The sequence below is a fragment of the Streptomyces sp. Y20 genome, assembly GCF_043195475.1.
Lineage (GTDB): Bacteria > Actinomycetota > Actinomycetes > Streptomycetales > Streptomycetaceae > Streptomyces.
In genome coordinates, this window is record NZ_JBIDDP010000014.1 from 174,705 (window position 1) to 198,370 (window position 23,666).

Here is a 23,666-nt window from a genome sequence, read left to right on the forward strand (position 1 = left end):
CGCAGAAGGACACGCCTTATGGGTTCCGGCAAGAACAGCAGCACCGCGGCGCGCAAGGCGCGCATCGAGGAGATGCGGCGCGCGGACCGTGTCCGCGAGCGCCGCAACCGGGTGCTCACCATCGCCGCGAGTGTGGTGGTCGTCGCCGGTCTCGCCGTCGGCGGTGTGGTCCTCGTGCACAAGCAGTCCGGGGACAAGGACCCGGCCGCGAGCGGTGACGCCAAGGGTTCCGGGGACTCCGGGCACTTCACCACCGGCAAGGACGGGGTGCGGACCTGGTCGGGCAAGCTGTCCCGGACGCACGTGACGACCAAGGTGTCGTACCCGATGCACCCGCCGGTCGGCGGCAACCACAACCCGATCTGGCTCAATTGCAACGGTGACGTGTACACCAAGCCCGTTCAGGACGAGAACGCCGTGCACGCGCTGGAGCACGGCGCGGTCTGGGTGACGTACACGGGCAAGGCGCCGAAGGCGGACGTCGACGCGCTGGCGGCGAAGGTGAAGAGGACGCCGTACTCGCTGATGAGCCCGTACGAGAACCAGGCCGCCCCGCTGATCCTGTCGGCCTGGGGCCACCAGGTGGCGGTGAAGAGCGCGAGCGACCCCGAGGTGGACAAGTTCTTCTCCACCTATGTGCAGGGCCGCCAGACGCCCGAGCCGGGTGCCTCGTGCACCGGCGGGGCCATGAAGTGAGGCGCCGGCACGTCGGCTGGACCGCGGAGGCCGCGGCGGCGGTGCTCGTCGCGGCCGGCGCGATCACGTACGCGGTGGCCGAGGACACGGGCGGGGCGGGCACGCGGACACCGGGCGCGGAGTCGGCGGACGCCGGGTTCGCCCGGGACATGGCCGTCCACCACCAGCAGGCCGTCGAGATGTCGTACATCGTGCGGGACCGCACGAAGAACGCGGAGGTCCGGCGCCTCGCGTACGACATCGCGCAGACCCAGGCCAACCAGCGCGGCATGCTGCTGGGCTGGCTGGACCTGTGGGAGCTGCCGAAGGTGTCGGCGCAGCCGCCGATGACCTGGATGGGCATGGGGGACATGCCCGAGGGCAAGGACGGCGCGCTGATGCCGGGCATGGCGACCAACTCCGACCTGAGGAAGCTCGGCACGCTGAACGGGAAGCAGGCCGAGGTCTTCTACCTCCAGCTGATGACGGAGCATCACAAGGGCGGGGTCCACATGGCCGAGGGGTGTGTCGCCAAGTGCACCGTCGGCGTGGAGAAGCGGCTCGCCGAGGGCATGGTGGAGGCCCAGCGGTCGGAGATACAGCTGATGGCCGACATGCTCAAGGAGCGGGGCGCGCAAGCCGGTTCGTGAGCGGGGCGCGCAAGCCCGTTCGTAACCCCACCGTCGGGACGTAAGACGCAAATCACCCTGCATGGCGCCCACTTGGGCTTCTCTTGACTTTCACGTTCCCCTGACATGAACGGTTCATCGTCAGAGTGGCCCCCATCGTGTGATCCCTTCGCCGGCCGACACCGCCGCGGGCCGGCGCGCGGAACCGCGACGTACCGACCACTACATGCATGCGAAACGCATCGCAGGGGGTTCTATGAGATCCAACCGTGCCACCGTGCGCGCCGGTGTGAGCATGGCAGCGACACTGCCCATGATCGCCGGCGCGCTGGCGCTCGGCATGCCCGCGGCCCACGCCGCGGACTCCCCGGCCCGCGACACCCTCAAGGGCTCCAAGCCCGCGTGGGCCACGGCCAAGGCGGACAAGGGCGCGACGTCCGACCGCGCCCAGGTGAAGGCCCGGGTCTACCTGGCCGGCCGGGACGCGGCGGGCCTCGCCGCCTACGCCAAGGCGGTGTCCGACCCCGGTTCGCCGCTGTACGGCAAGTACCTCAGCGCCAAGAAGGCACAGGCCCGCTTCGGGGCCACCAAGGCCCAGGTGGCCGCCGTCACGTCGTGGCTGAGGTCGGCCGGCCTGACCGTCACCGGGGTCACCCCGCACTACGTCGCCGTCTCCGGCGACGTGGCCGCCGCCGAGAAGGCGTTCGGCACCCAGCTGCACAACTTCGCCAAGGGGTCGAAGACGTACCGCGCCCCCGCGCGGACCGCGTCGGTGCCGGCCGGCCTGAAGGGCGCCGTCCTGACCGTGACCGGCCTGGACAACGCCCCGCACAAGGCGACCCACGACGACGAGCTGCCGCCCCCGGACGCCGTGTACCGGAACTCCGGGCCGTTCTCCTCGTACTACGGCTCGAACACCGCGAGCACGCTGCCGGACGCCTACGGCCACAAGATCCCGTACGCGGTCAAGGGCTACACCGGCACGCAGCTGCGCGCCGCGTACGGCGCAGGCCCGTACACCGGCAGGCACGTCCGCATCGCCATCACGGACGCCTACGCCTCGCCGACCATCGCCGCCGACGCCGGCCAGTACGCGTCGAAGAACGGCGACGCGCCCTGGAAGAGCGGCCGGTTGCACCAGGTGCTGCCGGACGCCTACAACAGCACCGAGGACTGCGGGGCGGCCGGCTGGTACGGCGAGGAGACCCTCGACGTGGAGGCCGTGCACGCGGTCGCGCCGGACGCCGCCGTCACCTACGTCGGTGCCGCGTCCTGCAATGACGACGACCTGCTGGACTCCCTGCACAAGGTCGTCGACCACGACCTGGCCGACATCGTCTCCAACTCCTGGGGCGACACCGAGGCCAGCCAGACGCCCGACCGCGCGGCGGCCTACGACCAGGTCTTCCAGCTCGGCGCGGTCGAGGGTATCGGCTTCTACTTCTCCTCCGGTGACGACGGCGACGAGGTCGCCAACTCCGGTACGAAGCAGGTCGACTCCCCGGCCAACTCCGCGTGGGTGACCGCGGTCGGCGGTACCTCGCTCGCGGTCGGCAAGGGCGACGCGTACCAGTGGGAGACCGGCTGGGGCACCGAGAAGGCGGTCCTGTCGGCCGACGGCAAGAGCTGGGACGGCTTCCCGGGTGCCTTCACCTCGGGCGCGGGCGGCGGCACCAGCAAGACGGTCGCCGAGCCGTACTACCAGAAGGGCGTCGTCCCGGACTCGCTCGCCAAGGCGGAGAACGCCGCCGGCAACCGTGTCGTCCCGGACATCGCGGCCGTCGCCGACCCCAACACCGGCTTCCTGGTCGGCCAGACGCAGACCTTCCCGGACGGTTCGCAGCAGTACAGCGAGTACCGCATCGGCGGCACCTCGCTGGCCGCTCCGGTCATCGCGGCGGTCCAGGCCCTGGCCCAGGAGGCACGCGGCGGCACGGCGCTCGGCTTCGCCAACCCGGTCATCTACGCCAGGTACGGCAAGAGGGGCGTCTTCCACGACGTCACGGACAACCCGACCGGCTCCGGCCTGGCGGTCGCCCGCGTGGACTTCGCCAACGGCCTCGACGCGTCCGGCGGCCTGCTCTACTCGGCCCGCAGCCTCGGCAAGGACAGCTCGCTGTCCGCGGTCAAGGGCTACGACGACGTGACCGGCGTGGGCTCACCCGGCCACTGGTACGTGCGGTCCTACCGCCGGCACTGAGTTCCGATCCGCTGAGCGGAAGGGGATGTGGGTCTCAAAACCCACATCCCCTTTTTTCATGTCCCAGAACCGCGAAAAAGACCGTTTTCGGAAAGACAAAAGCATGTCGAGAGGAGAAACAACACCAGTTTCCGGAAAAGATTTCTTTTGAGGAATGAAGGATTCCACAGTTGATCTTCACATTCGAGCGTGCGTACGATTGCAGTGGCTCAGGGGGGGTCCACGCCGCACAGCGGGGCGCTGAAATCCGCTCTGAATCATGCGCACGGTTCCGCCTTCATTGCTCATCACCAGCGAAGGAACCCCATGTCCAGATTCAGACCGCGTTCCGTGGTCACGCTCGCCATTTCCGCCTCCCTGCTCGCCATCGGGGGCCCGGTGGGCATGGCCCAGGCCGCAGTGCCGTCCGGTTGTACGGGCCTGGTCGGCAAGTTCTCCGGCACGGTGTCCCCGGGCTGCGGTACGCCCACCCCCACCGCCACGCCCACCCCCACCCCGACGGCGTCCTCCACGGGCGTACCCGGCGTGGAAATCGGCAGCGACGGGTGGATCACCTACTCGGACGACGACGCGACCAGCAAGTTCGGCGTCACCGGAACCGTGAGCACCGTCGACGGCACGGTGCAGAGCGACGGCACCTGCCAGTTCGACGGCTCCGTCACCGGCTCCTCGTCCGGCACGGCGTACGAGCAGGAGGTCGGATACAACCCGACCACCTGCCAGGAGCGCATCCGCACCGGCACCATCTCGGCGAGTCAGGAAGCCAGCCTGGTCTCGCCCGCGGACACCAACGCCACACCCGAGACACCGCAGGCCGATTCCACGGCCGGTGACACCGGCGCGACCGTCGACCCGGCCTCGGGGCCCTTCAGCGACACGGGTGCGGCCGACGCGGCGAGCAGCACGCCGTACAGCAACGCCCACACCAAGACCGCGTGGATCGACCCGGTCAACATCACCATCACGTCGCTCACGACCAACCTGCGCTGGCCGCTGTACGGCCACGGGGGCACCCTGAGCGCCCGGAACAACGCCTACAAGTTCAAGTGGGACGGCTGGTCCACGTCCGGCACCCCGAAGCCGTCGTTCAGCACCCAGAGCGACGGCTGGGGCACCGGCGGCGCCGAGACCTTCAAGAACACGGACTTCGAGCACATCGTGATCGCGCTGCTCGGACCGTCCGGCTGGGCCGCCTGCGGCTTCAGCACCGACACGGCCGTCTTCAAGCACAACGTGCACGTCTACGGCAAGCGCAACGGCAACGAGGTCAGCACCTGGCACGACAGCAAGGCGGGCGGCTGCTCGAACCTGGTGCACCACCGCCGCGCGACCGGCTTCGGATGGACCTCCTGAGGATGAGAGCGCACAACCGGCCCCGCGCGCCCCGTCCTCACCGGACGGGCGCGTGGGGGGCCGCCCCCCTCCTGGCCGCGTTGGTGCTGGCGGCCACCGGCTGCTCGTCCGAGGCCACCGGCACGCCCGACGCACCCGGCGGCACGGTGGACACGAAGGGCATGGGTCCGGGCACGGTGGCCGTGCAGTACTCGGCGGCACTGTTCTCCGGCCGGTTCCCCCGCGCCGCCTCCTTCGTCCTCCCGCGTGAGCGTGGCGTACTGAAGGTCCTGTTCACCGGAATGAACAATTCCTCGGTGCGCGCCCAGGATCTCGCTCTCGGCTCGGTCCACGTGAAGGCCGATTCCGCGACGGTGGTCCTCACCGGAAAGATGTGCAGCTCGGGCGTGATTCCGAAAGGCGCCACCGTCCAGCCCCGGCAGAACGAGAAATGCGTCTCGAACCATCGGCGCGACACCTCGGATCCCGCCTTTCACGTGGCCGCGTGCAGGAGTGCCGGAAAGTGGTACGTCTGCTTCCCGAAGTTCGACGAGGCCATGCGGGGGAGTTCCGCTTCGACGGCTGCCGCGACGGCCCCGCCCAGCCCCCGTTCCAGTCACTGACGCGGCCTTTCCGGTTTTCCGGCCCTACAGGACGGACAACCGGAAAGGCGCCCTCAGGTCAGTTCGTCCCCCGGTGCCGGCGGTCCAGCACGAGGAAGGCCAGGAAGCCGGCGGCGAACAGCAGCGCACCGGCGACCAGGAACGGCACCGGGGCGTACTCGTCGGTGCAGGTCTGTCCGCTTGCCGTCGTGTGGCACACGTCCCCGGGACCGCCCCGGTTCAGGTAGGCCAGGTAGAACAGGGGCAGGGCAAGGCCCGCGAGAGACCCGACGACGGCGCTCCGGTGCCCCCTGCGGAACAGGAACACAGCGGCCGCCGCGGCCAGGACGACCAGGACCACGCCGACCGACAACAAGGCGGCCAGCCCCAGGGCGAGACACCCGCCGACCGCGAGCCATGCCAGGAACCAGCCCCACTCCGGAGCGTGCCGTTCCTCGGCCGGGACGATGTTGCTGTGCACGGTGCCTCCCATGGAAGGTGAGACTGCGCGAGCTATCGATGTGATCACCGTACACCTCGCCTCCCGCCGCACGCGGCACCGCCCAAGTCAAATACAGCTAGAGGGACTTGAGCGAGGCGATGAAGGGAGCCCAGGCGGTGAGGGTGAGGATGAGGGCGGGGCCGTCGGGAGACTTGGAGTCCCGGACGGGGACGAGACCGGGGAGGTTGTCGGCGACTTCGACGCAGTTGCCGCCGTCGCCGTTGCTGTAGCTCGGCTTGCGCCAGAGGGCGGCACCGGGGAAGTCGCCGGCCACTTCGACGCATTCCCCGCCGTCGCCGTTGCTGTGACTGCTCTTGAACCAGAGCGCGTCACTCAAGTCGACCCGGTTGCTCACCATTTCGGTAATCCTCTGCCGCTGCCTTGATCATGGCCAGGGACGTGTCTGGTGACAGCGCGACGGCCCTGAGCCGATCGTATGCCTTGCGGTACTGCTTCACGAGGGCCGGATCGTCAATGGTGTCACCGCTGTAGGACGCTTCGGTGTAGATCAGCGGCGGCGCGTCCGGAAAGGACATCACCATGATGGAGGCGGCCATCAGGGGATACGCCCCGCACGTGCGCGGAACGATCTGCGGAGTGATCCGGCGCCTCTCGGCCAGCTCCACGATCCGGTCCAGCTGTTCGGCCATCTCCAGCGTCGGGAGGAGCGGGTCCGTGATCAACGACTCACGCAGGACCGCCCAGTACTCAGGAGTGGAGTGGTCCTCCTCGAAGAGGCGGGCGCGGGCGAGTCGGGCCGTCACCTTCTCCTCGACCCACTCGTCGGAGGCGGCGGGGTGAGCCGACCGGACCAGCGTCCGGGCGTACGGGGCGGTCTGGAGCAGCCCAGGGAAGATGATGGGAGACCACAGCTCAATTGCCTCCGCGTACTTCTCCGCCTCCAAAGCCTTCTCGAAGTACGCGGCATGCGGCCCCCTCCGCGCCTTCCGCACATCCTCGCAATGCCGCTCGAAGAACCCGTCCGTCCCCAGTACCCGATCCGCATGCCGGGCCAGATCCAGCGGCATCCTCCGCTCCCCGTGCTCGATGTCGCTGAGGTACGTCTTACCGTAGAAGCTGCCCTCCAGGAACGTCTCCAGCGACATCCCCGCCGCCTCCCGCTTCCACCGCAACTCCTTGCCGTAGAAGGTCGGGACGCTGACCGAGCCGTCGATGTCCTTGCCGCGAGCCACCGCTCACTCTCCTCCGCTGACCTGGTCGCGAACGCGAAACCCCTTCCACGGTAGCGAGGCGGGCGACACTCTGTGAGGTGTTCGTCACACACCGCACAGAAGGTCGACACACCCCCATGCCCGACCGCTCCCCCACCGCCTACGACGTCACCCTCTGCGTCGAGGAACTCCGTACCGCCCTCGCCCTGCACGGCATCACGCTGCCCTCCCTGCGCGTCGACCTGCCGGGCTTCGCGGGTACGTACGCGCCGCCCGCGGGCCTCGTCACGCTCGGCAGTTGCAACACGGCCACGGCCCGCGCCCTCGCCGCCGCGCTGCGGAAGACGGCGGCCGGCTGATGACGCCACTGGAACTGCACCTGCTCGCCACGCCGAAGGCCGCGCCGGAGCTGCGCCGCCACCTGCGTGAGCACGGCTTCGACGTCCGGCTCTGCGCCACGGAGCTGCTGACGAACGTTCTCGACCACCTGGGCGAGGGCACGCCGGTGACCGTACGGGTCACGGGTGCGGCGGCCGGGGGCCGTACCCGCGTCGAGGTGACCGACCCCGATCCGCGCGGGTTGCCCGTGCTGCTGTCCGCCGCCGCGACGGCGGAGTCCGGCCGCGGCCTGGCCCTCGTCGACGCGCTCGCCGAGCGGTGGGGCGTGGACCGGGAGCCGGGCCGCAAGACGGTCTGGTGCGAGCTGGGGAACTGAGGCGCCCCGGAGCCGGTTTCATTGCCTGAAGCTCCTGTTCTGCGAGGCGCGCCGAACTGTCGCATATTGGCAGGTGATGACCTTTTCCAGGGACGGGGTGGCACCCTGTGGCGCCGCCGCCCCGACACGCCGGCTCCGTTCAGCGGCCGGCCGTGTCGGCGCCTTCCCGTATCGCCCTGGGGTCCACGGCCGTCTCCCTCGCACCCTCGCAAGTGATGCGCCCAGCGGCGCACCAAGGAGGCTGTATGTCGTTCCATGACCCGGCAGTGCTCGACTGCCCCTTCGACTTCGCCGACGCGCTCGAATTCGACCCCTCACTGGCCTCGCTGGCGGAGCGGGGCCCGGTCAGCCGCATCCGGCTGCCCTACGGTGAGGCCGAGGCGTGGCTGGTGACCAGCTTCGCCGGAGTGCGCCAGGTGACGTGCGATCCCAGGTTCAGCCGGGCGGCGATCATCGGGCGGGACTATCCGAGGATGACGCCGGAGCCGATCGTGTCACCGGAATCGATCAACGTGACGGACCCGCCGTACGTGACCCGGTTGCGGCAGGCGGCGGCCCAGGCGTTCACCCGGGAGCGGGTGGCTGCCATGCGGCCGGCTGTGGACGGGGTCGCGGCGAAACTGCTGTCGGCGGTGGCCGAGGCGGGGCCGCCCGCGGACCTGGTGACGTCCCTGTCGGTTCCGCTGCCCCACCTGACGATCTGCGAGCTGCTGGCCGTACCGGAGGCCGACCGCGAGCGGCTGCGCACGTACACGATGCGGCTGCTGGTCACCTCGCCGGCCGCCCGGAAGGACGCGGCCGACGCCAAGGCCGCCCTTCGGGAGTATTTCGCCGCGCTGATCCCGGCCCGGCGGAGCACGCCGGGCGAGGACCTGCTCAGCGCGATGGTCACCGCGCCGGTGGCGCCGGACGAGGAGCCGCTGACGGACGACGAGCTGGCGGTCATGGCCGTGACGCTCATCCTCAGCGGCAACGACACCGCGACCTGCCAGATCAGCAACATCGTCTACCTGCTGCTGACCCGGCCCGAGGAGCGTGCCGCGCTGGCGCGCGATCCCGCCCGGTTCCCCGGCGCGCTGGAGGAGCTGCTGCGGTTCATCCCGTTCCGCAAGGGCGTGGGCATCCCGCGGATCGCCCTGGAGGACGCCGAGGTCGAGGGGACCGCCATAGAGGCCGGCGACTACGTGCACGTGTCCTATCTGGCGGCCAACCGCGATCCGGCCGTCTTCCCCGATCCGCACACGCTGGACCTCGCACGGCCGGTGCGCCCGCACATGACCTTCGGGTGGGGCGGGCACCACTGCCTCGCCGCGCCGCTCGCGCGGGCGGAGCTGGAGAGCGCGGTCACCGGTCTGCTGACCCGCTTCCCCCGCCTGCGGCTCGCCGTCGCGCCCGAGGACATCGAGTGGGACACCGGGACCATCCGCCGCTTCCCGGTGCGGCTGCCGGTCACCTGGTGAGCCCCTGAGCGGGCTCGCGGGTCACAGCTGAGGACCGCACCGACCGGCAGCAGGGCGGCCACGCCCAGGGCGAGGCAGGCGCCGACCGCCGGCCGGGCCAGGAACCAGCTCCACCACGCCCCGGCCGGTCCCCGGCCGGGGCAGTCGCCCGTCGCACCGCGCCTCCCGTGGAGGGTGAGCCTGCGCGTACCCCGGGTGCGGAGCCCGGGGCCCGTCCGGACCGGCGCCGGGAGCGGGTCAGTGGTGCAACGCCCCCGATTCCCGAGGGACATGGGAGGTGACCACGCGGCCCGCCGACGGAGTCGCCCGGCGCCGGTCCACCACGTGGGCCACGCCCGCGACTCCCAGGCCCAGGACGGCCAGGACGGCGCCGGCCAGCGCCGGGGAGGTCGCGCCGAAGCCGGCCGCGAGGGCCAGGCCGCCGATCCAGGCGCCGCCGGCGTTGGCCAGGTTGAAGGCGGCCTGGTTGGCCGAGGAGGCGAGGGAGGGGGCCGCCGAGGCCTTCTCCATGACCATCAGCTGGAGCGGGGAGCCGGTGACGAACGCCGCCGCGCCGAGCAGGGTCACGGCGAGGGCGGCGCTCCACTCCGCGCGCATCAGCAGCGGGAACAGCCCGAGCACGACGGCCAGGGAGGCAAGGCCGGCGAAGAGAGTGCCCCGCAGGGAGTGGTCGGCGAGCCGGCCGCCGAGGAGGTTGCCGGCGGTGGCGCCGACGCCGAAGAGGGCGAGGAGCAGGGTGACGTTCGTCTCGGCGAAGCCGGCGGTGTCCGTGAGCATCGGGGTGACGTAGCTGTAGGCGGCGAAGAGCGCGCCGAAGCCGGCCACCGTGGTGCCGAGGGCCAGCCAGACCGGCAGGGACCTCAGCGCCGCCAGTTCGCCGCGCAGGCCGGTGCCGGAGGCCGGGGTGCGGTCGTGCGGGATCAGCAGGGCGAGCGAGGCTATCGCCACCAGGCCGATCGCGCTGACGCCGAGGAACGTGGCCCGCCAGCCGAGGTGCTGGCCCATGAGGGTGGCGGCGGGCACGCCCGCGATGTTGGCGACGGTCAGGCCGAGGAACATCAGGGACACCGAGCGGGCCTTGCGCTCCGGCGGGACCATGGCCGTGGCGACGACCGCGCCGACGCCGAAGAAGGCGCCGTGCGGCAGTCCGCTGAGGAAGCGGGCGGCGAGCAGGGAGCCGTTGCCGGGGGCGAACGCGGAGAGCGCGTTGCCCGCGACGAACAGGGCCATCAGGGCGATCAGGACCGTGCGCCGGGACATCCGGGCCGTCGCGGCGGCCAGCAGCGGGGCGCCGATGACGACGCCCAGCGCGTACGCCGAGACCAGGTGCCCGGCGCTGGGGATCGAGATGTGCAGGTCGTCCGCGACGTCGGGCAGCAGGCCCATCATCACGAACTCGGTGGTACCGATGCCGAAGGCGCCCACGGCGAGGGCGAGCAGGGCCAGGGGCATGAAGGGCCTTCCAGAGAGGTGGTGCCGTACAGATCCGTGGGTATGTTCCCCTACGGAACAAAGCCTCTCCGGCCCAGTATTCCAGCAGGTGGCGTCCTGGTTGCCGAGGTGAGCGCCGTCACCGGCCGCGCTGTGCGACGGCTCACACCTTCACGCGGGCCGCCACCGGCAGATGGTCGCTGTTCGTGCGGGGCAGCGTCCAGGAACTCTGCGGCTGCACGCCCCTGACCATGATCTGGTCGATCCGCGCCATCGGGAACGACGCCGGCCAGCTGAACCCGAAGCCGCTGCCGGCCGCGCCCTGGGTGGAGCGCAGCTGCGAGGTGACGGCGTTGAGCGAACGGTCGTTCATCGTGCCGTTCAGGTCGCCGAGCAGCACCACGCGCTTGAGCGGCTCGTCGGCGATGGCCTCGCCGAGCGCGTCGGCGCTCTTGTCGCGCTGCCGGGCGGTGAACCCGGCCTTCATCTTCACCCGCACCGAGGGCAGGTGGGCGACGTAGACCGCGACCGGGCCGTTCGGCGTGGCGACCGTGGCGCGCATCGCCCGCGTCCAGCCGAGCTTGATGTCGACGGCCTCGACGCCGGCCATCGGATACCGGCTCCACAGGCCGACCGTGCCGGCCACCGCGTGGTACTTGTACGTCGCCGCCAGCGCCTTCTCGTAGACGGGGACGGCGGAGCCGGGCAGTTCCTCCAGGGCCAGGACGTCCGCGCCCGAGGCGGCCACGTCGCGGGCGGTCGCGGCCGGATCGGGGTTGTCGGCGTTGACGTTGTGGGTGGCCACCATCAGGTCGCCGCCGCCGCCCGACCGGTCGGTGAGCAGTCCGCCGAACAGGTTCAGCCAGACGACCGCCGGGAGGAGCACGGCGACGAGCGCGGTCGCCGACCGGCGCAGCACGCCGAGGACCAGCAGCACCGGGACCGCCAGGCCCAGCCAGGGCAGGAAGGTCTCGGTGAGACTGCCGAGGTTGCCCACGCGGTTCGGGATGCGGGAGTGCACCAGCATCACCAGGCCGAGGAGCAGGGCCAGCGCGGCCAGCACGAGGCCGCGGCGCCAGACGCGCGGATCGCCTCTCCAGCCGGCGGTCAGACGGTGCGCGAGGCGCCGAAGCCGGGATCCCGGTCGCTCGGGCCCCGAGCCGCCGTTGTCCGTCTCCGTCATGTACGCCTGCTGCGCCATACCGTCTGCCTCACTGCCTGCCGTGCACACCGTTCGTCCCCCGTCCACTTCCGACCCTAGGGGATGATCGGGTCCGTTCCCGCCGTCCCGTGACGGCCTTACGGAAGAAGAGGACGAACGGGGCGGGACGAGGAGTTCCGGTCAGTCCCCGTCCGGGCGGGGTCTGTGACCAAACGCGCACATCAGCGTGACGGGGCTGTGGAGCTGACGGGCCGTAGGCCGGCCAGGACCGTGTCGACGATCTGCGCCGCCAGCCCCTCGGGCAGGTCCCCGTCCGGACGCAGGACGGCACGGACGAGCATGGGGCCGACGAACATGTCGTTGGCCAGTTCCAGGTCCACGTCCGCGCGCAGTTCGCCGTTCTCCCGCCCGCGGCGCAGCACGTCCAGGCCGAGGACGCGGCGGGGCTCCACGACGCTGGCGTGGTAGGCGGCCCAGATCCGCGGGCTGCTCTTCATCTGCGCGTACACGTTGTGCAGGATCGCCGAGGAGCGGCTGGCCAGACCGCGCCGGCGCAGGGACTCCAGCAGCACGACGAGGTCGTCGCGCAGGGAGGTGCCGGGGAGTTCGGGGTCGGGGGGTTCGGCGGCGCGTACGACGTCGACGAACAGTTCCTCCTTGCCGCTCCAGCGGCGGTAGATGGTGGCCTTGCCGACCCCGGCCGTGCGCGCGACGCGCTCGATGGACAGCTCGGCGAGGGGCACACCCTCCTCCAGGAGCTTCATCACGCCTTCCAGGATGGCGTGTTCCACCGCTTCGCTGCGCGGCCGGCCCCGTGCGGGTCCCTCCGGCCGTGGCCGGCTGTCGGCAAGGCTCACGTCGTACCGTCCTCTCGATGACTGCGGGAATTGTCCCGCAACGGCCCCCTTCCCCCGTGAACGTCGCGCCGGACCGTCAGTCCTTGGCGCCGACCAACTCCGACTTCCGGTCCTCGGACCGCCCGGCCGGCGCCCTGCCCGGCAGGAACAGGGCCACCACCACGGCTCCGACCAGCGCGACACCCGTACCGCACAGGGCGGTGACGTGCATGGCGTGCAGGAAGGCGTCGTCGGCGGGGGTGACCAGGGCCTGGCCCCGCGGGCCCAGCTTCTCGGCGATGCCGAGGGTGGCCTCGATGGAGTCGCCCGCGGTGTCGCGCAGGGCCGGCGGCAGCGCGCCGAGCTTGCCCTCGATCCCGTTGCGGTACGAGGTGGCGAGCACCGAGCCGAGGACGGCGATACCGAGGGCGCCGCCGACCTGGCGGAAGGTGTTGCTGAGCGCGGAGGCGGAGCCGGCCTTCTCACGCGGCAGGGCCTGCATGATGACGACCGAGGTGGGGGTCATGATGTGCGCCATGCCGGTGCCCATCAGGAAGAACACGACCTCCAGCAGCCAGATCGGGGTGTCGGCCTCGAAGCCGGCGAACGCGGCCAGCGTCGCCGCGATCAGCAGCAGACCGGCGGTGGTGGTGGCCTTGTTGCCGAACCGGTCGACCACCAGGCGGGCGCGCGGCGCGAAGATCAGCTGGGCGACGGCCAGGGGGAGCATCAGCACGCCCGACTCCAGCGGGGAGTAGCCGCGCACGCTCTGGGTGTAGAAGACCCCGAAGAACGTGACGCCCATCAGCGCGAAGAAGACCAGCGCGATGGCGCTCATGGCGGCCGAGAAGGCCTTGTTCCTGAAGTAGCTGACGTCCAGCGACGGGTGGTCGCTGCGCTTCTCGAAGACGACGAACCCGGCGAGCACGACGAGGCCGGCGATGATGGTCGCCAGGACCTTCGGGTCGGTGAAGTCGGCCAGCTCGCCGCCCTTGATGATGCCGTAGACCAACAGGACGAGGCCGACGACGGACAGGACCACGCCGATGGGATCGAGGCGTCCGGGCCTGGGGTCGCGGGAGTCGGGCACCAGCCACACCATCAGCACGAGCGCGAGGATCACGATCGGCACGTTGACGAAGAAGACCGAGCCCCACCAGAAGTGGTCGAGGAGGGCCCCGCCGGTGATCGGGCCGATGGCGATGGCCAGGCCGACGCCGCCGGCCCAGATGCCGATGGCCTTGGGCTGCTCGTCGCGCTCGAAGACGTTCATCAGTACGGCGAGGGTGGCGGGCATGACGAAGGCGGCGCCGACGGCCATCAGCCCGCGGTAGGCGATCAGCTGGGCCGGGGAGCCGGACTCGGCGGCGAGCGCCGAGCCGATGCCGAACACCGCGATGCCGCCGAGGAGCACCTTCTTGCGGCCGATCCGGTCGCCGACGAGGCCGGCGGTGAACAGCAGGCCGGCGAAGACCAGGGTGTAGGCGTTGATCGCCCACTCGATCTGGCTCTGGGTGGCGCCGAGGCCGGTGGGCGCCGGGGTGGAGATGGTCTTGATGGCGACGTTCAGGATCGAGTTGTCGAGCACCACGATGAGCAGGCTCAGCATCAACACGCCCAAGATCGCCCAGCGGCGCCGGTGCACCGCTTCCGGTATCCGGGGGGCAGGGACGGGACTTGTCATGGGTCCGACCCTATGACCATTTCGATACGGAACCGTCTCGTATCTTATTTTCTTTGCCAAGCCTTGATCAGGGGGACCCCCTCTGGCCGTGACTGGCACGAGGTGCCACCATGGAGGCGATCCGGGGACGCCGTCAGGGCGCCTCGAGATGACTGAAGGAGCCGTTGCCATGACGCAGCTCTCGGCTGCCCAGAACAAGCCCTCCGACGGCAGCAAGGCGCTGTACGGGGGGAAGGGCACACGACGCATCACTGTCCGCGACATCGCCCTCGCCAAGGAGCGGGGCGAGAAGTGGCCCATGCTCACCGCCTACGACGCGATGACCGCGTCCGTCTTCGACGAGGCCGGGATCCCGGTGATCCTCGTCGGCGACTCGGCGGGCAACTGTCACCTCGGCTACGAGACCACCGTGCCCGTCACCCTCGACGAGATGACCATGCTCTCGGCGGCCGTCGTCCGCGGTACGACCCGCTCCCTGATCGTCGGCGACCTGCCCTTCGGCTCCTACCAGGAGGGTCCGGTGCAGGCGCTGCGCTCGGCGACCCGGCTGGTGAAGGAGGCCGGGGTGGGCGCGGTCAAGCTGGAGGGCGGCGAGCGCTCGCACGAGCAGATCCGCCTCCTGGTGGAGTCCGGCATCCCGGTCATGGCCCACATCGGCCTGACCCCGCAGTCCGTCAACGCGATGGGCTACCGCGTGCAGGGCCGCGGCGAGGAGGCGGCGCAGCAGCTGCTGCGGGACGCGAAGGCCGTGCAGGACGCGGGCGCCTTCGCGGTCGTCCTGGAGCTGGTCCCGGCGGAGCTGGCGGCCGAGGTGACCCGGGTGCTGCACATCCCGACCGTGGGCATCGGGGCCGGCCCGGAGACGGACGCGCAGGTGCTGGTGTGGACCGACATGCTGGGTCTGACGCCCGGCCGGATGCCGAAGTTCGTCAAGAAGTACGCCGACCTGCGTGAGGTCATGGGCACCGCGGTGAAGGCGTTCGCCGACGACGTCGTCGGCGGAACGTTCCCACTGGAGGAGCACTCCGTCCACTAGGAACGCCGCTGCATCATCTGGCGAATCCGCCATGCCGACGACCGGCGCCTACGCGCCGTCGTCGACAGGGCGGACATTGCCTGATGCGGCCCTGGCCACCGCCGCACCACCCCGGGCAGCCCGCCGATCGCCCCCCGTCGGCGGGCTGCCCCTTTTCCGGTCGGCAGCGCGAACCTTTGGCCTCAACTTCCGCTCGGATCAAGGGAATTGTCGAACTCCACGTAACGGAGTGGCCTCGAAATCGCTCCTGGGGCCTCCCGGCCCCGCGTGAGTGGTGCACTTGGCGATGTGGGACGTCTCACATCCGGGGGAGCGACGATGGCCCAGACGCAGACCACCTGTCCCGACTGCTCCACCGCCACCGTGCCGGAGGCCGCCTTCTGCGGCGGCTGCGGGGCCGCGCTGGCCGTCACCGGACCGGCGCCCACGGCGCGCCCGGCACGCGGCCTCGCCGTTCCCCGCTGGACCGGCGGCCGGGACCTGACCCGGTACATGTGCGCGGCCGTCTTCCTGGACCGCGGTTACGCCGATTCGCTGATCCGGGAGATCGCCGCCGAACCCCATCTGGGCGTGGCACCGGCTCCCGGGTGCGACGTACCCGTGGTCCTGCGGTACGCCTACGAGGCCAACGCGCGGCGGCACGCCAGGGACCTGCTGCTGGCGGCCGAGTTCCTGATCCTGGCCATCGGGCTGCTGGTGCTGCACAGCGGCACGGCCATCCTCCTGATGCTCCTGTTCGCCTGGCTGACGACGCTGGTCTTCGCGCTCTCCACCCAGTACGGCGAGCGCCTCCAGCGGCTGCGGCCGGACCGGTTCGACCCGGCGCAGGCACCCCCGCCGCCCAACGAGTCCGCGGCCCGGCGGCTGCGCCAGATCGACGAGTACGCCCACGGCAACCTCACCGTCTACAGCGGCTACTCCCCGTTCACCGGCTACGGCCAGGAACTCGACTCGTGGTCGCTGATCTTCGACGTGACCGCCTCGGGACGCGAAGGTGTGCGGCCACGGGAGTTCGACGTCGCGGACCTGTACGCCCACATCGCCCGGCGGGTCGGCGAGCTGTCGCTGCCCTGCCTGGAACTGCAGGAGCGGGTCTTCGTGGAGGGGGCGGCGCTGCTGGGCGACACCCGCTTCCTGCCGGACCCCCTCGGCCGCCCCGCCGCCCAGATCGGCCCCGACCGGCTGGAGGCGCTGAAGCGGGCCCCGGAGGAGACCGCGCGCGTCTACCTCGTCACGCACTCCTCGGGCTGGGGCGGGGAACTGATCACCTCGATGTTCCTGCGGCTCGTGCGCTCGGACTCCAACCTGTTCGTGGAGGCCCTGCCCACCGTGCTGTGCCCCCTGCTGGACCGCTACCGGACCATCGACAGCCTCATGCCGTACCCCTCGCCACGCCAGTTCCTCACCATGGTGTTCCAGGCCCTGGCCAGCACACCGTTCGTGCTGCTCGCCTCGCCGCCGCGCGCGGTGATGGGCTTCTTCCCGGACTTCCGGCTGCGCAGCCGGCTGAAGAAGCAGCACCGGCAGATCACCCGGCTCGGGATGTTCGACTACGGGGCGCGCGACAGCGTACGGCAGCTCGCCTCCGCCACGGACCACCGGCGGTACTTCCAGAAGGTCGACTCCGGCATGGTCCTCAAGACCGTCGAACGGCGGATCCTGGACGCCCTGGTGGAGTTCGCGCTGGAGCACGACATCGACGCCGGTGACCTGATCAGGCGTCAGGAGACCATCATCAACAACGGCATCATCGCCACCGCGGGGGCGAAGGTCGAGTCCAGCTCGGTCGCCTCGGGCGACAGGTCCCGCATCTCGACCATCCTCAGCAAGATCCCGCGGCCCAACACGGACTGACGGCGACGGCACACCGAACGGACGAACGGGGACCGGCATGGACGGACGCAGCAACGACGGTGTCATCGCGACGGGGAACGCGCAGGTGCGCAACGCGGTGGTCGCGAGCGGCAGCAACGCGCGCGTCGACTTCCGGGTCGCGGAACGGGCGGCGGACGGGGCCGCCGGCGGCCCGGTGGCGACCCCGCAGGAGATCAGCGAACTGCTGGCCCGGTTCATCGAGGAGCTGCGCGGCTCGGACCATCCGGAACGGGAGGACCTGGCCGAGTTCGCCCAGGACGCGCGCGAGGAGCTGGCCGCGCCGCAACCCCGTACGGGAAAGCTCCGCCGGGTGGCGAGGGCGCTGGTCGAGGCCGTGCCGGGCGTCACCGCGCTGGCCTCCCTCGCGGTGGCGATCGAAGAGGCCGTCCGGGGCCTGTAGACGGAGGACGGGGCCATGCACTTCTGCGTTCACTGCGGCGCGCGCGCCGAGGACACCGCGCGGCCGGACTGCCCCCGCTGCGGGGCGCCGCACGCCGCCGGGGAACCGGCCCAGGCCATCGACCGGGGCACGTATCTGCGGGTGGGCGCCACGCGGCTGCCGGGCTGGCTGCCCTGGGCCCTGGTGGCCGTCCTGGCGGCCGGCGGCGTGACGCTCGCGGTGACCACCGCCGACCGCCCCGGCACCCCCTCGGCGGGCGGCTTCCCCTCCGCCGCGGTCTCCCCCGAATCCACGTACGACGGCTCGGACGTCACCCCGTCCCCCTACGACGGCGGGAACGGCACGGCGGAGACCTATCCGGCCGACAGCTCCTCCTCCTACGACGGCGGCGCCCCGGACACCGGGACGCCCGAGCCCACGGCCGGCGTCCAGGACGCGCGCACGGTCGTGATGACGTACTACGACTACGTCAACGCCGGGAACTACTCGGCGGCCTGGGACATGGGCGGTTCCCACCTCGCCCCGGGCACCTACTCGGACTGGGTGGCGGGCTTCGCCTCCACGGCGCACGTCGACGTCACCGCCTCCGACGACGGTTACGGCGAGGTGAGCGTCGACCTCCGGGCGAGCCAGCACGACGGCAGCGTGCGCGAGTTCCGCGGCACCTACACCGTGGCGGGCGGGGAGATCGTCAGCGGCCACATCCAGCAGGTGCCGTAGCGGGCGCCGGCGCGGCCGGCGGAGCGCCTGCAGGCCGCCGACAGACGCCGGGCGGGAGCTGTCGGCGCTCTGTCGGCCGTTTGTCGGTGGGCCCTGGCACCGTCTTCCCCATGACACGCATCGACGACAACCCCGCAGGCGTGACCCACGCCGTGACCGTACGGGGACTGGTCAAGCACTACGGCGAGACCAAAGCGCTGGACGGTGTCGACCTGGACGTGCGCGAGGGCACCGTGATGGGTGTGCTCGGGCCGAACGGCGCCGGCAAGACCACCCTCGTACGCATCCTGTCCACCCTGATCACCCCCGACGCCGGACGGGCCACCGTGGCCGGTTACGACGTCGTCCGCCAGCCCCGGCAGCTGCGCCGGGTCATAGGCCTCACCGGCCAGTACGCCTCGGTGGACGAGAAGCTCCCCGGCTGGGAGAACCTCTACCTGATCGGCCGGCTGCTGGACCTGTCCCGCAAGGACGCCCGCACCCGCGCCGACGAACTGCTGGAGCGGTTCTCGCTGACCGAGGCGGCCCGCCGCCCGGCGAGCACCTACTCCGGCGGCATGCGGCGCCGGCTGGACCTCGCCGCGTCGATGATCGGCCGTCCGGCCGTGCTGTACCTGGACGAGCCGACGACCGGTTTGGACCCCCGCACCCGCAACGAGGTGTGGGACGAGGTCAAGGCGATGGTCGGCGAGGGCGTGACCGTGCTGCTCACCACCCAGTACATGGAGGAGGCCGAGCAGCTCGCCTCCGAGCTGACCGTCGTGGACCGCGGCCGGGTCATCGCGGGCGGCGGCATCGAGGAGCTGAAGGCCCGGGTCGGCGGACGCACCCTGCGGGTCCGCCCGCTGGACCCGCTCCAGCTGCGGCCCCTCGCCGTCATGCTGGACGAGCTGGGCATCACCGGGCTCGCGACCACCACCGTGGAGAGCGAGACCGGCACCCTGCTGGTGCCGATCCTGAGCGACGAACAGCTGACCGCGGTGGTCGGCGCGGTCACCGCGCGCGGCATCACGATCTCCGCCATCACCACCGAACTGCCCAGCCTGGACGAGGTGTTCCTGTCCCTCACCGGCCACCGTGCCAGTGCCCCGCAGGACGCCGTACCCGCCGACGACCGTCAGGAGGTCGCCGTATGAGCGCCGCCACTCTCGCGCCGGCCGCGCACCCGGCCGACACCCCCATCCCGCTCCGCGCCCATCTGCGTCACACCGGCGCGCTGATCCGCCGCAACCTGCTGTGGATCCGGCAGGACCCGGAGTCGATGTTCGACGCCATCCTGTTCCCGGTCGTCTTCACGCTGCTGTTCGTGTACGTCTTCGGCGGTTCCATCGGACAGTCGCTGGGCGGCGGCCAGGACCGGTACGTCCAGTACGTGGTGCCCGGACTCATGGCGATGATGGGCATGAACATGGCCCAGGGCGTGGGCACCGGCTTCAACCAGGACTTCAACTCCGGTGTCATGGACCGCTTCCGCTCGCTGCCCATCGGGCGCGGCTCCGTGCTCTTCGCGAAGATCGCGGTGGAGCTGATGCGGATGCTGTTCGCGACGGCGGTCCTGATGGTGGTCGCCGTCCTGGTCGGCTACGACATCAAGCACTGGAGCGGCCTGCTCGCCTCCGTGGCGCTGTCCGCGCTGTTCGGCTCGGCGCTGATGTGGGTGTTCCTCACGCTCGGCGTGATGATGAAGAGCGCGCAGTCCGTGCAGGCCATGGGCTTCCTCGTGCTGATGCCCTTGCAGTTCGGCTCGTCGATCTTCGCGCCGACCGCCTCCATGCCGGGCTGGCTCCAGTCGTTCACCGACTACAACCCGCTCTCCGCGCTGGCCGACACCGCCCGCGGCCTGATGGAGGGCGGCCCGGTCGCCCACCATCTGTGGGTGACGCTGATCTGGTCGGTGGGCCTCACCGCGGTCATGGCACCGGTCGCGATCCACAAGTTCCGCACGAAGAGCTGACGTTCACCGGCGCTCACACCAGGGCGGTGGCCTCCACGAGGGAGAGGCCACCGCCCTCGGCGTACGCGGCCGCGTATCCGGGGCCGAGCGCCTCGCGGACGCGGGCCTCGGTCATGTCGTACGCCCGCTGCTCCGTACGGGAGGCGACATGGCCGGGCGGCAGCAGTGCCCGGGCGGCGCCCAGACAGCGGGCGGCGTCCGAGGCGCGGCTGTCGCCGGCGCCCTCGCCGGCGCCCGTGAGGGCCATCGCGGCGAAGGTCAGGCACAGGGAGTGCAGGTGCGGGGCGATGGCCTGGGAGAGCGGGTCGGCGGCGAGCCGCAACGCCCTGCGGACCCGGGTGAGGGCCTCCCCGGTGCGCCCGTCCAGGGCGTCCAGCCAGGCCTGCTGGCCGACGATCATGGCGTCGAACACGACGAAGTGCGCGACCGGCAGCTCCTCGCGCAGCAGCCGCAGCTGTTCACGCGCCTCGGCGGTGCGGTCGGTCAGACCGAGCCAGGCGGCGAGGAGCAGCCGGGCGGCGGGCATCGCCTCGTGCAGGGTGCCGGCCTCGCTGTCGATGACCTCCCGGAGCAGCCGCTCGCCGCGCTCGGCCTCGCCCGACTCCAGGAGCACGCCGCCGAGCCGGGCGCGGAGCACGGCCATCTGGGCGCGGGCCCCGAGGCGTTCGGCCTGCTCGATCGCCGCCCGGTAGTCGGCGGCGGCCTCCTGGCAGGCGCCCTTGCGTTCGTGGGCCTCGCCGCGGGCGGACAGGGCCTCGGTGGTGCCCCAGGCGTCACCGAGGCGGCGGTAGATCTCCAGGGACTCGTCGGCGTCGCGGGTGGCGTCGCCGGCCCAGGCGGTCCGGTTGGCGAGAAGACCCGCGCGCATCTGCAGCGCGCCGGCCAGCTCCCACTCGTAGCCCGGGGTGTCCCGGCAGGTCCGCACGCAGGCGTCGACGATCGTCAGCAGGCGCTCCGCGTGGCCGGTCAGCAGCTCGGCGAAGAACCACAGCATGCCGGGGGCCCGGCAGGTCTGCGGCAGGCCGGGCTCGTAGGCCCGGGTGACCGCGCGCAGCTTCGCCTGCGCCTCGGGCGTCTGCCAGGTGTCGATCTCGGTGTCCATGCAGGCCAGGTGGGCGAGATGGACACCGCGCCGGGCCTCGGCGAGGTCCTCGCCGGTGTACGGGGGCGGGGTCTCGGTGCAGCGCCGCCACACCGGCCGGGCGGGGCGCACCGGCTCGGCGAACGGGTCGGGGCCGAGCGCCATGACCTCCTGGCACCAGGTGCGGGTCTCGATGCGCTGGTCGCGCATCTGCCAGAACCACACCAGGGACAGCACCAGGCACAGCCCCTCCTGCTCGTCGCCGAGGGCGACCGCGAACCGGAAGGCGGTGCGCAGGTTCTCGTACTCCAGCTCCAGCCGGTCGATGGCGGACCGCTGCCGGGGTCCGCGCAGCAACGGGTCGCTGGTGCGGGCGAGTTCCCGGTAGTACGTCAGGTGGGCGCGGCCGGCCTCGGTACGGCGGCCGGCCTCGGCGAGCCGTTCCGCGGCGTACTCGGCGACGGTCTCCAGCAGCCGGTAGCGCATGCCGCCGCCGGGTGACGGGGCGGCCACCACGAGGGACTTGTCGACCAGGGAGCCGAGGGCGTCCAGGGCGACGGGCCCGCACACGGCCTCGGCGGCGGCCAGGTCGCAGCCGCCGGCGAAGACCGACAGCCGGGCCAGCACGTCCCGTTCGTCCGCGTCCAGCAGCTCCCAGGACCAGTCCACGACGGCGCGCAGCGTCTGCTGGCGGGGCAGCACGGTGCGGCTGCCGGAGGTGAGGAGCCGGAAGCGGTCGTCCAGCCGGTCCGCTATCTGGCGGGGGGTCAGCATGCGCAGCCGGGCCGCGGCCAGTTCGATGGCGAGGGGCAGGCCGTCCAGCCGGCGGCAGATCTCCGCGCACGCCTCGGGGTCGTCCCCGACCCGGAATCCGGGGCGGGCCGCCGCGCCGCGCTCGGCGAGCAGCCGCAGCGCGACCGGCCCGGGCAGCGGCTCCACCGGCCGGACCAGTTCCCCCGGCACGCCCAGGGGTTCGCGGCTGGTGGCGAGGACGGTCAGCTCCGGGCAGCGGGCCAGCAGCCGTTCGGCCAGCCGGGCGGCGGCGTCGACGACGTGCTCGCAGTTGTCCAGGACGATCAGCATCCGGCGCCGGGCGCAGTGCTCCACGAGCCGTTCGAGGGGGTCGCCGTGCCGGTCGGCGACCGCGCGCATGGTCTCCACGCCCGCGCCGTGCAGCACGGTCTCGCGGGCGCCGATCGAGGTGAGCACGGCCTGCGGCACGGCGTCCGGGTCGTCCACGGGGGCCAGTTCGGCGAGCCAGACCCCGTCCCGGACGGTGTGCCGTACCGCCGCCGCGGCCTCCTGGGACAGCCGGGTCTTGCCGGCGCCACCGGGCCCGAGCAGGGTGACCAGGCGGTGCTTGGCGAGGTCGGCGCCGAGGGCCGCGAGGTCGGCTTCCCGGCCGACGAAGGAGGTGAGCCGGGCGGGCAGGTTGCCCGGGGCCGCCGCGGGTCGCGCGTCCACTGGCTCCTCCGCCAGCAACTCGGCATGCAGAGCGCGTAGTTCGGGGCCGGGGTCGGAGCCGAGCCGGTCCGCGAGGAGCCGTCGTACGTCCTCGTAGGCGGCCAGGGCCCGGGCCGGGCGGCCGGTGTCGCGCAGGGCGCGCAGCCGCAACGCCTGGAGCGGCTCGTCCAGCGGATGGGCGTCGCACAGGGCGGTCAGCTCGGGCAGCGACTGCTCGGCCCGGCCGAGTGCGAGGGCGGCGGTGTGCCGGGCGCGCAGGGCGTCGAGGCGGCGGGCGTCCCAGCGGGCCGCCTCCGCGGTGCGGTCGGGAAGGTCGGCGAGGGCCGGCCCGCGCCACAGGGCGAGGGCGTCGTCGAGGACGGCGGCGGCCCCGGCCGGGTCGCCGCCGGCGAGCGCGCGCAGCCCGTCGCCGGTCAGCCGGTCGAAGCGGGCGAGGTCGATGTCGCCGGGCGCGGCGGTGAGCCGGTAGCCGCCGTCGGCGGAGGCGACGGCACCGGCGCCGAGGACCCGCCGCAGCCGGCCGACGAGCGCCTGGAGCGCGCCGGCGGCGTCGGCGGGTGGATCGTCCCCCCAGACCTCGTCCACCAGCACGGCCACGGGCACGGTCCGGCCGGCCCGGAGCGCGAGCACGCTCAGCAGGGCACGCAGCCGCGCCCCGCCGACCGGGACGGCCGTACCGTCGGGGCGGAGGGCCTGGATGGTGCCGAGCAGCCGATAGCGCACGGGTCCATTGTCC

Annotated in this window: 22 protein-coding genes; 14 read left to right on the top strand and 8 right to left on the bottom strand. The window is 71.9% G+C overall.

Features of this window, described 5'->3' with window-relative positions:
- The first annotated feature begins 18 nt into the window (after positions 1-18).
- From ACGFT1_RS29360 to ACGFT1_RS29380, 5 genes are all read left to right on the top strand, one after another.
- On the top strand, positions 19-696 hold the full coding sequence (locus ACGFT1_RS29360; protein ID WP_373912001.1) for a DUF3105 domain-containing protein: 678 nt from the start codon (positions 19-21) through the stop codon (positions 694-696).
- Positions 693-1,325: a DUF305 domain-containing protein gene (locus tag ACGFT1_RS29365; RefSeq protein WP_373912002.1), complete on the top strand. Its 633-nt coding sequence runs from the start codon at positions 693-695 to the stop codon at positions 1,323-1,325. Before ACGFT1_RS29360 ends, ACGFT1_RS29365 begins: the two co-directional genes overlap by 4 nt.
- A gap of 235 nt (positions 1,326-1,560) precedes the next feature.
- Complete coding sequence (locus ACGFT1_RS29370; RefSeq protein ID WP_373912003.1) at positions 1,561-3,504, top strand: protease pro-enzyme activation domain-containing protein; 1,944 nt, start codon at positions 1,561-1,563, stop codon at positions 3,502-3,504.
- Between the two features lie 306 nt (positions 3,505-3,810).
- Positions 3,811-4,857 (top strand): hypothetical protein, encoded by a 1,047-nt coding sequence (locus ACGFT1_RS29375; RefSeq protein WP_373912004.1) that lies wholly within the window; start codon positions 3,811-3,813, stop codon positions 4,855-4,857.
- Positions 4,858-4,859: 2 nt separating this feature from the next.
- Positions 4,860-5,459, top strand: coding sequence for a hypothetical protein (locus ACGFT1_RS29380; RefSeq protein ID WP_373912005.1), 600 nt, complete (start codon positions 4,860-4,862; stop codon positions 5,457-5,459).
- A gap of 58 nt (positions 5,460-5,517) precedes the next feature.
- Here the strand turns inward: ACGFT1_RS29380 and ACGFT1_RS29385 are convergent, their stop codons facing one another.
- The 3 genes from ACGFT1_RS29385 to ACGFT1_RS29395 form a co-directional block, all read right to left on the bottom strand.
- Positions 5,518-5,931, bottom strand: coding sequence for a hypothetical protein (locus tag ACGFT1_RS29385; protein WP_373912006.1), 414 nt, complete (start codon positions 5,929-5,931; stop codon positions 5,518-5,520).
- Between the two features lie 85 nt (positions 5,932-6,016).
- Positions 6,017-6,298, bottom strand: coding sequence for a DUF397 domain-containing protein (locus ACGFT1_RS29390; protein WP_373912007.1), 282 nt, complete (start codon positions 6,296-6,298; stop codon positions 6,017-6,019).
- The gene (locus ACGFT1_RS29395; protein ID WP_373912008.1) at positions 6,270-7,133 is read right to left on the bottom strand and encodes a Scr1 family TA system antitoxin-like transcriptional regulator; all 864 of its coding nucleotides are present in this window, start codon (positions 7,131-7,133) and stop codon (positions 6,270-6,272) included. The genes ACGFT1_RS29390 and ACGFT1_RS29395 overlap by 29 nt, the downstream gene beginning before the upstream one ends.
- 116 nt (positions 7,134-7,249) lie before the next feature.
- Between ACGFT1_RS29395 and ACGFT1_RS29400 the strand changes: the two genes are divergently transcribed.
- The 3 genes from ACGFT1_RS29400 to ACGFT1_RS29410 all read left to right on the top strand — a co-directional run bounded on the left by ACGFT1_RS29400 (position 7,250) and on the right by ACGFT1_RS29410 (position 9,287).
- Positions 7,250-7,471, top strand: a complete 222-nt coding sequence (locus tag ACGFT1_RS29400; protein ID WP_373912009.1) for a hypothetical protein — start codon at positions 7,250-7,252, stop codon at positions 7,469-7,471.
- Positions 7,471-7,827 carry an ATP-binding protein gene (locus tag ACGFT1_RS29405; protein WP_373912010.1) on the top strand — a complete coding sequence of 119 codons (357 nt, stop codon included), beginning with the start codon at positions 7,471-7,473 and terminating at the stop codon, positions 7,825-7,827. The genes ACGFT1_RS29400 and ACGFT1_RS29405 overlap by 1 nt, the downstream gene beginning before the upstream one ends.
- Before the next feature lie 245 nt (positions 7,828-8,072).
- Positions 8,073-9,287 carry a cytochrome P450 gene (locus ACGFT1_RS29410; protein WP_373912011.1) on the top strand — a complete coding sequence of 405 codons (1,215 nt, stop codon included), beginning with the start codon at positions 8,073-8,075 and terminating at the stop codon, positions 9,285-9,287.
- Positions 9,288-9,524: 237 nt separating this feature from the next.
- Here ACGFT1_RS29410 and ACGFT1_RS29415 read toward each other — a convergent pair whose 3' ends face one another.
- The 4 genes from ACGFT1_RS29415 to ACGFT1_RS29430 form a co-directional block, all read right to left on the bottom strand.
- Positions 9,525-10,739 carry an MFS transporter gene (locus tag ACGFT1_RS29415; protein WP_373912012.1) on the bottom strand — a complete coding sequence of 405 codons (1,215 nt, stop codon included), beginning with the start codon at positions 10,737-10,739 and terminating at the stop codon, positions 9,525-9,527.
- A gap of 142 nt (positions 10,740-10,881) precedes the next feature.
- Positions 10,882-11,919 carry an endonuclease/exonuclease/phosphatase family protein gene (locus ACGFT1_RS29420; protein ID WP_373912013.1) on the bottom strand — a complete coding sequence of 346 codons (1,038 nt, stop codon included), beginning with the start codon at positions 11,917-11,919 and terminating at the stop codon, positions 10,882-10,884.
- A gap of 182 nt (positions 11,920-12,101) precedes the next feature.
- Positions 12,102-12,737, bottom strand: a complete 636-nt coding sequence (locus ACGFT1_RS29425) for a TetR/AcrR family transcriptional regulator (RefSeq protein WP_373912014.1) — start codon at positions 12,735-12,737, stop codon at positions 12,102-12,104.
- A 76-nt stretch (positions 12,738-12,813) separates the two neighbouring features.
- Positions 12,814-14,400 carry an MFS transporter gene (locus ACGFT1_RS29430; RefSeq protein ID WP_373912015.1) on the bottom strand — a complete coding sequence of 529 codons (1,587 nt, stop codon included), beginning with the start codon at positions 14,398-14,400 and terminating at the stop codon, positions 12,814-12,816.
- 169 nt (positions 14,401-14,569) lie between these two features.
- Between ACGFT1_RS29430 and panB the strand changes: the two genes are divergently transcribed.
- From panB to ACGFT1_RS29460, 6 genes are all read left to right on the top strand, one after another.
- Entirely contained in the window at positions 14,570-15,436 is an 867-nt protein-coding gene (gene panB / locus ACGFT1_RS29435; protein ID WP_373912016.1) for a 3-methyl-2-oxobutanoate hydroxymethyltransferase, read from the top strand.
- Between the two features lie 318 nt (positions 15,437-15,754).
- Positions 15,755-17,290 carry a zinc ribbon domain-containing protein gene (locus ACGFT1_RS29440; protein WP_373912017.1) on the top strand — a complete coding sequence of 512 codons (1,536 nt, stop codon included), beginning with the start codon at positions 15,755-15,757 and terminating at the stop codon, positions 17,288-17,290.
- 37 nt (positions 17,291-17,327) lie between these two features.
- Positions 17,328-17,711: a hypothetical protein gene (locus tag ACGFT1_RS29445; RefSeq protein WP_373912018.1), complete on the top strand. Its 384-nt coding sequence runs from the start codon at positions 17,328-17,330 to the stop codon at positions 17,709-17,711.
- Positions 17,712-17,726: 15 nt separating this feature from the next.
- Positions 17,727-18,431 (top strand): hypothetical protein, encoded by a 705-nt coding sequence (locus ACGFT1_RS29450; RefSeq protein WP_373912019.1) that lies wholly within the window; start codon positions 17,727-17,729, stop codon positions 18,429-18,431.
- Positions 18,432-18,541: 110 nt separating this feature from the next.
- Complete coding sequence (locus ACGFT1_RS29455) at positions 18,542-19,567, top strand: ATP-binding cassette domain-containing protein (RefSeq protein ID WP_373912020.1); 1,026 nt, start codon at positions 18,542-18,544, stop codon at positions 19,565-19,567.
- The gene (locus ACGFT1_RS29460) at positions 19,564-20,385 is read left to right on the top strand and encodes an ABC transporter permease (RefSeq protein WP_373912021.1); all 822 of its coding nucleotides are present in this window, start codon (positions 19,564-19,566) and stop codon (positions 20,383-20,385) included. The genes ACGFT1_RS29455 and ACGFT1_RS29460 overlap by 4 nt, the downstream gene beginning before the upstream one ends.
- Before the next feature lie 13 nt (positions 20,386-20,398).
- Here ACGFT1_RS29460 and ACGFT1_RS29465 read toward each other — a convergent pair whose 3' ends face one another.
- Positions 20,399-23,653, bottom strand: coding sequence for a BTAD domain-containing putative transcriptional regulator (locus ACGFT1_RS29465; RefSeq protein ID WP_373912022.1), 3,255 nt, complete (start codon positions 23,651-23,653; stop codon positions 20,399-20,401).
- Positions 23,654-23,666: the final 13 nt, after the last annotated feature.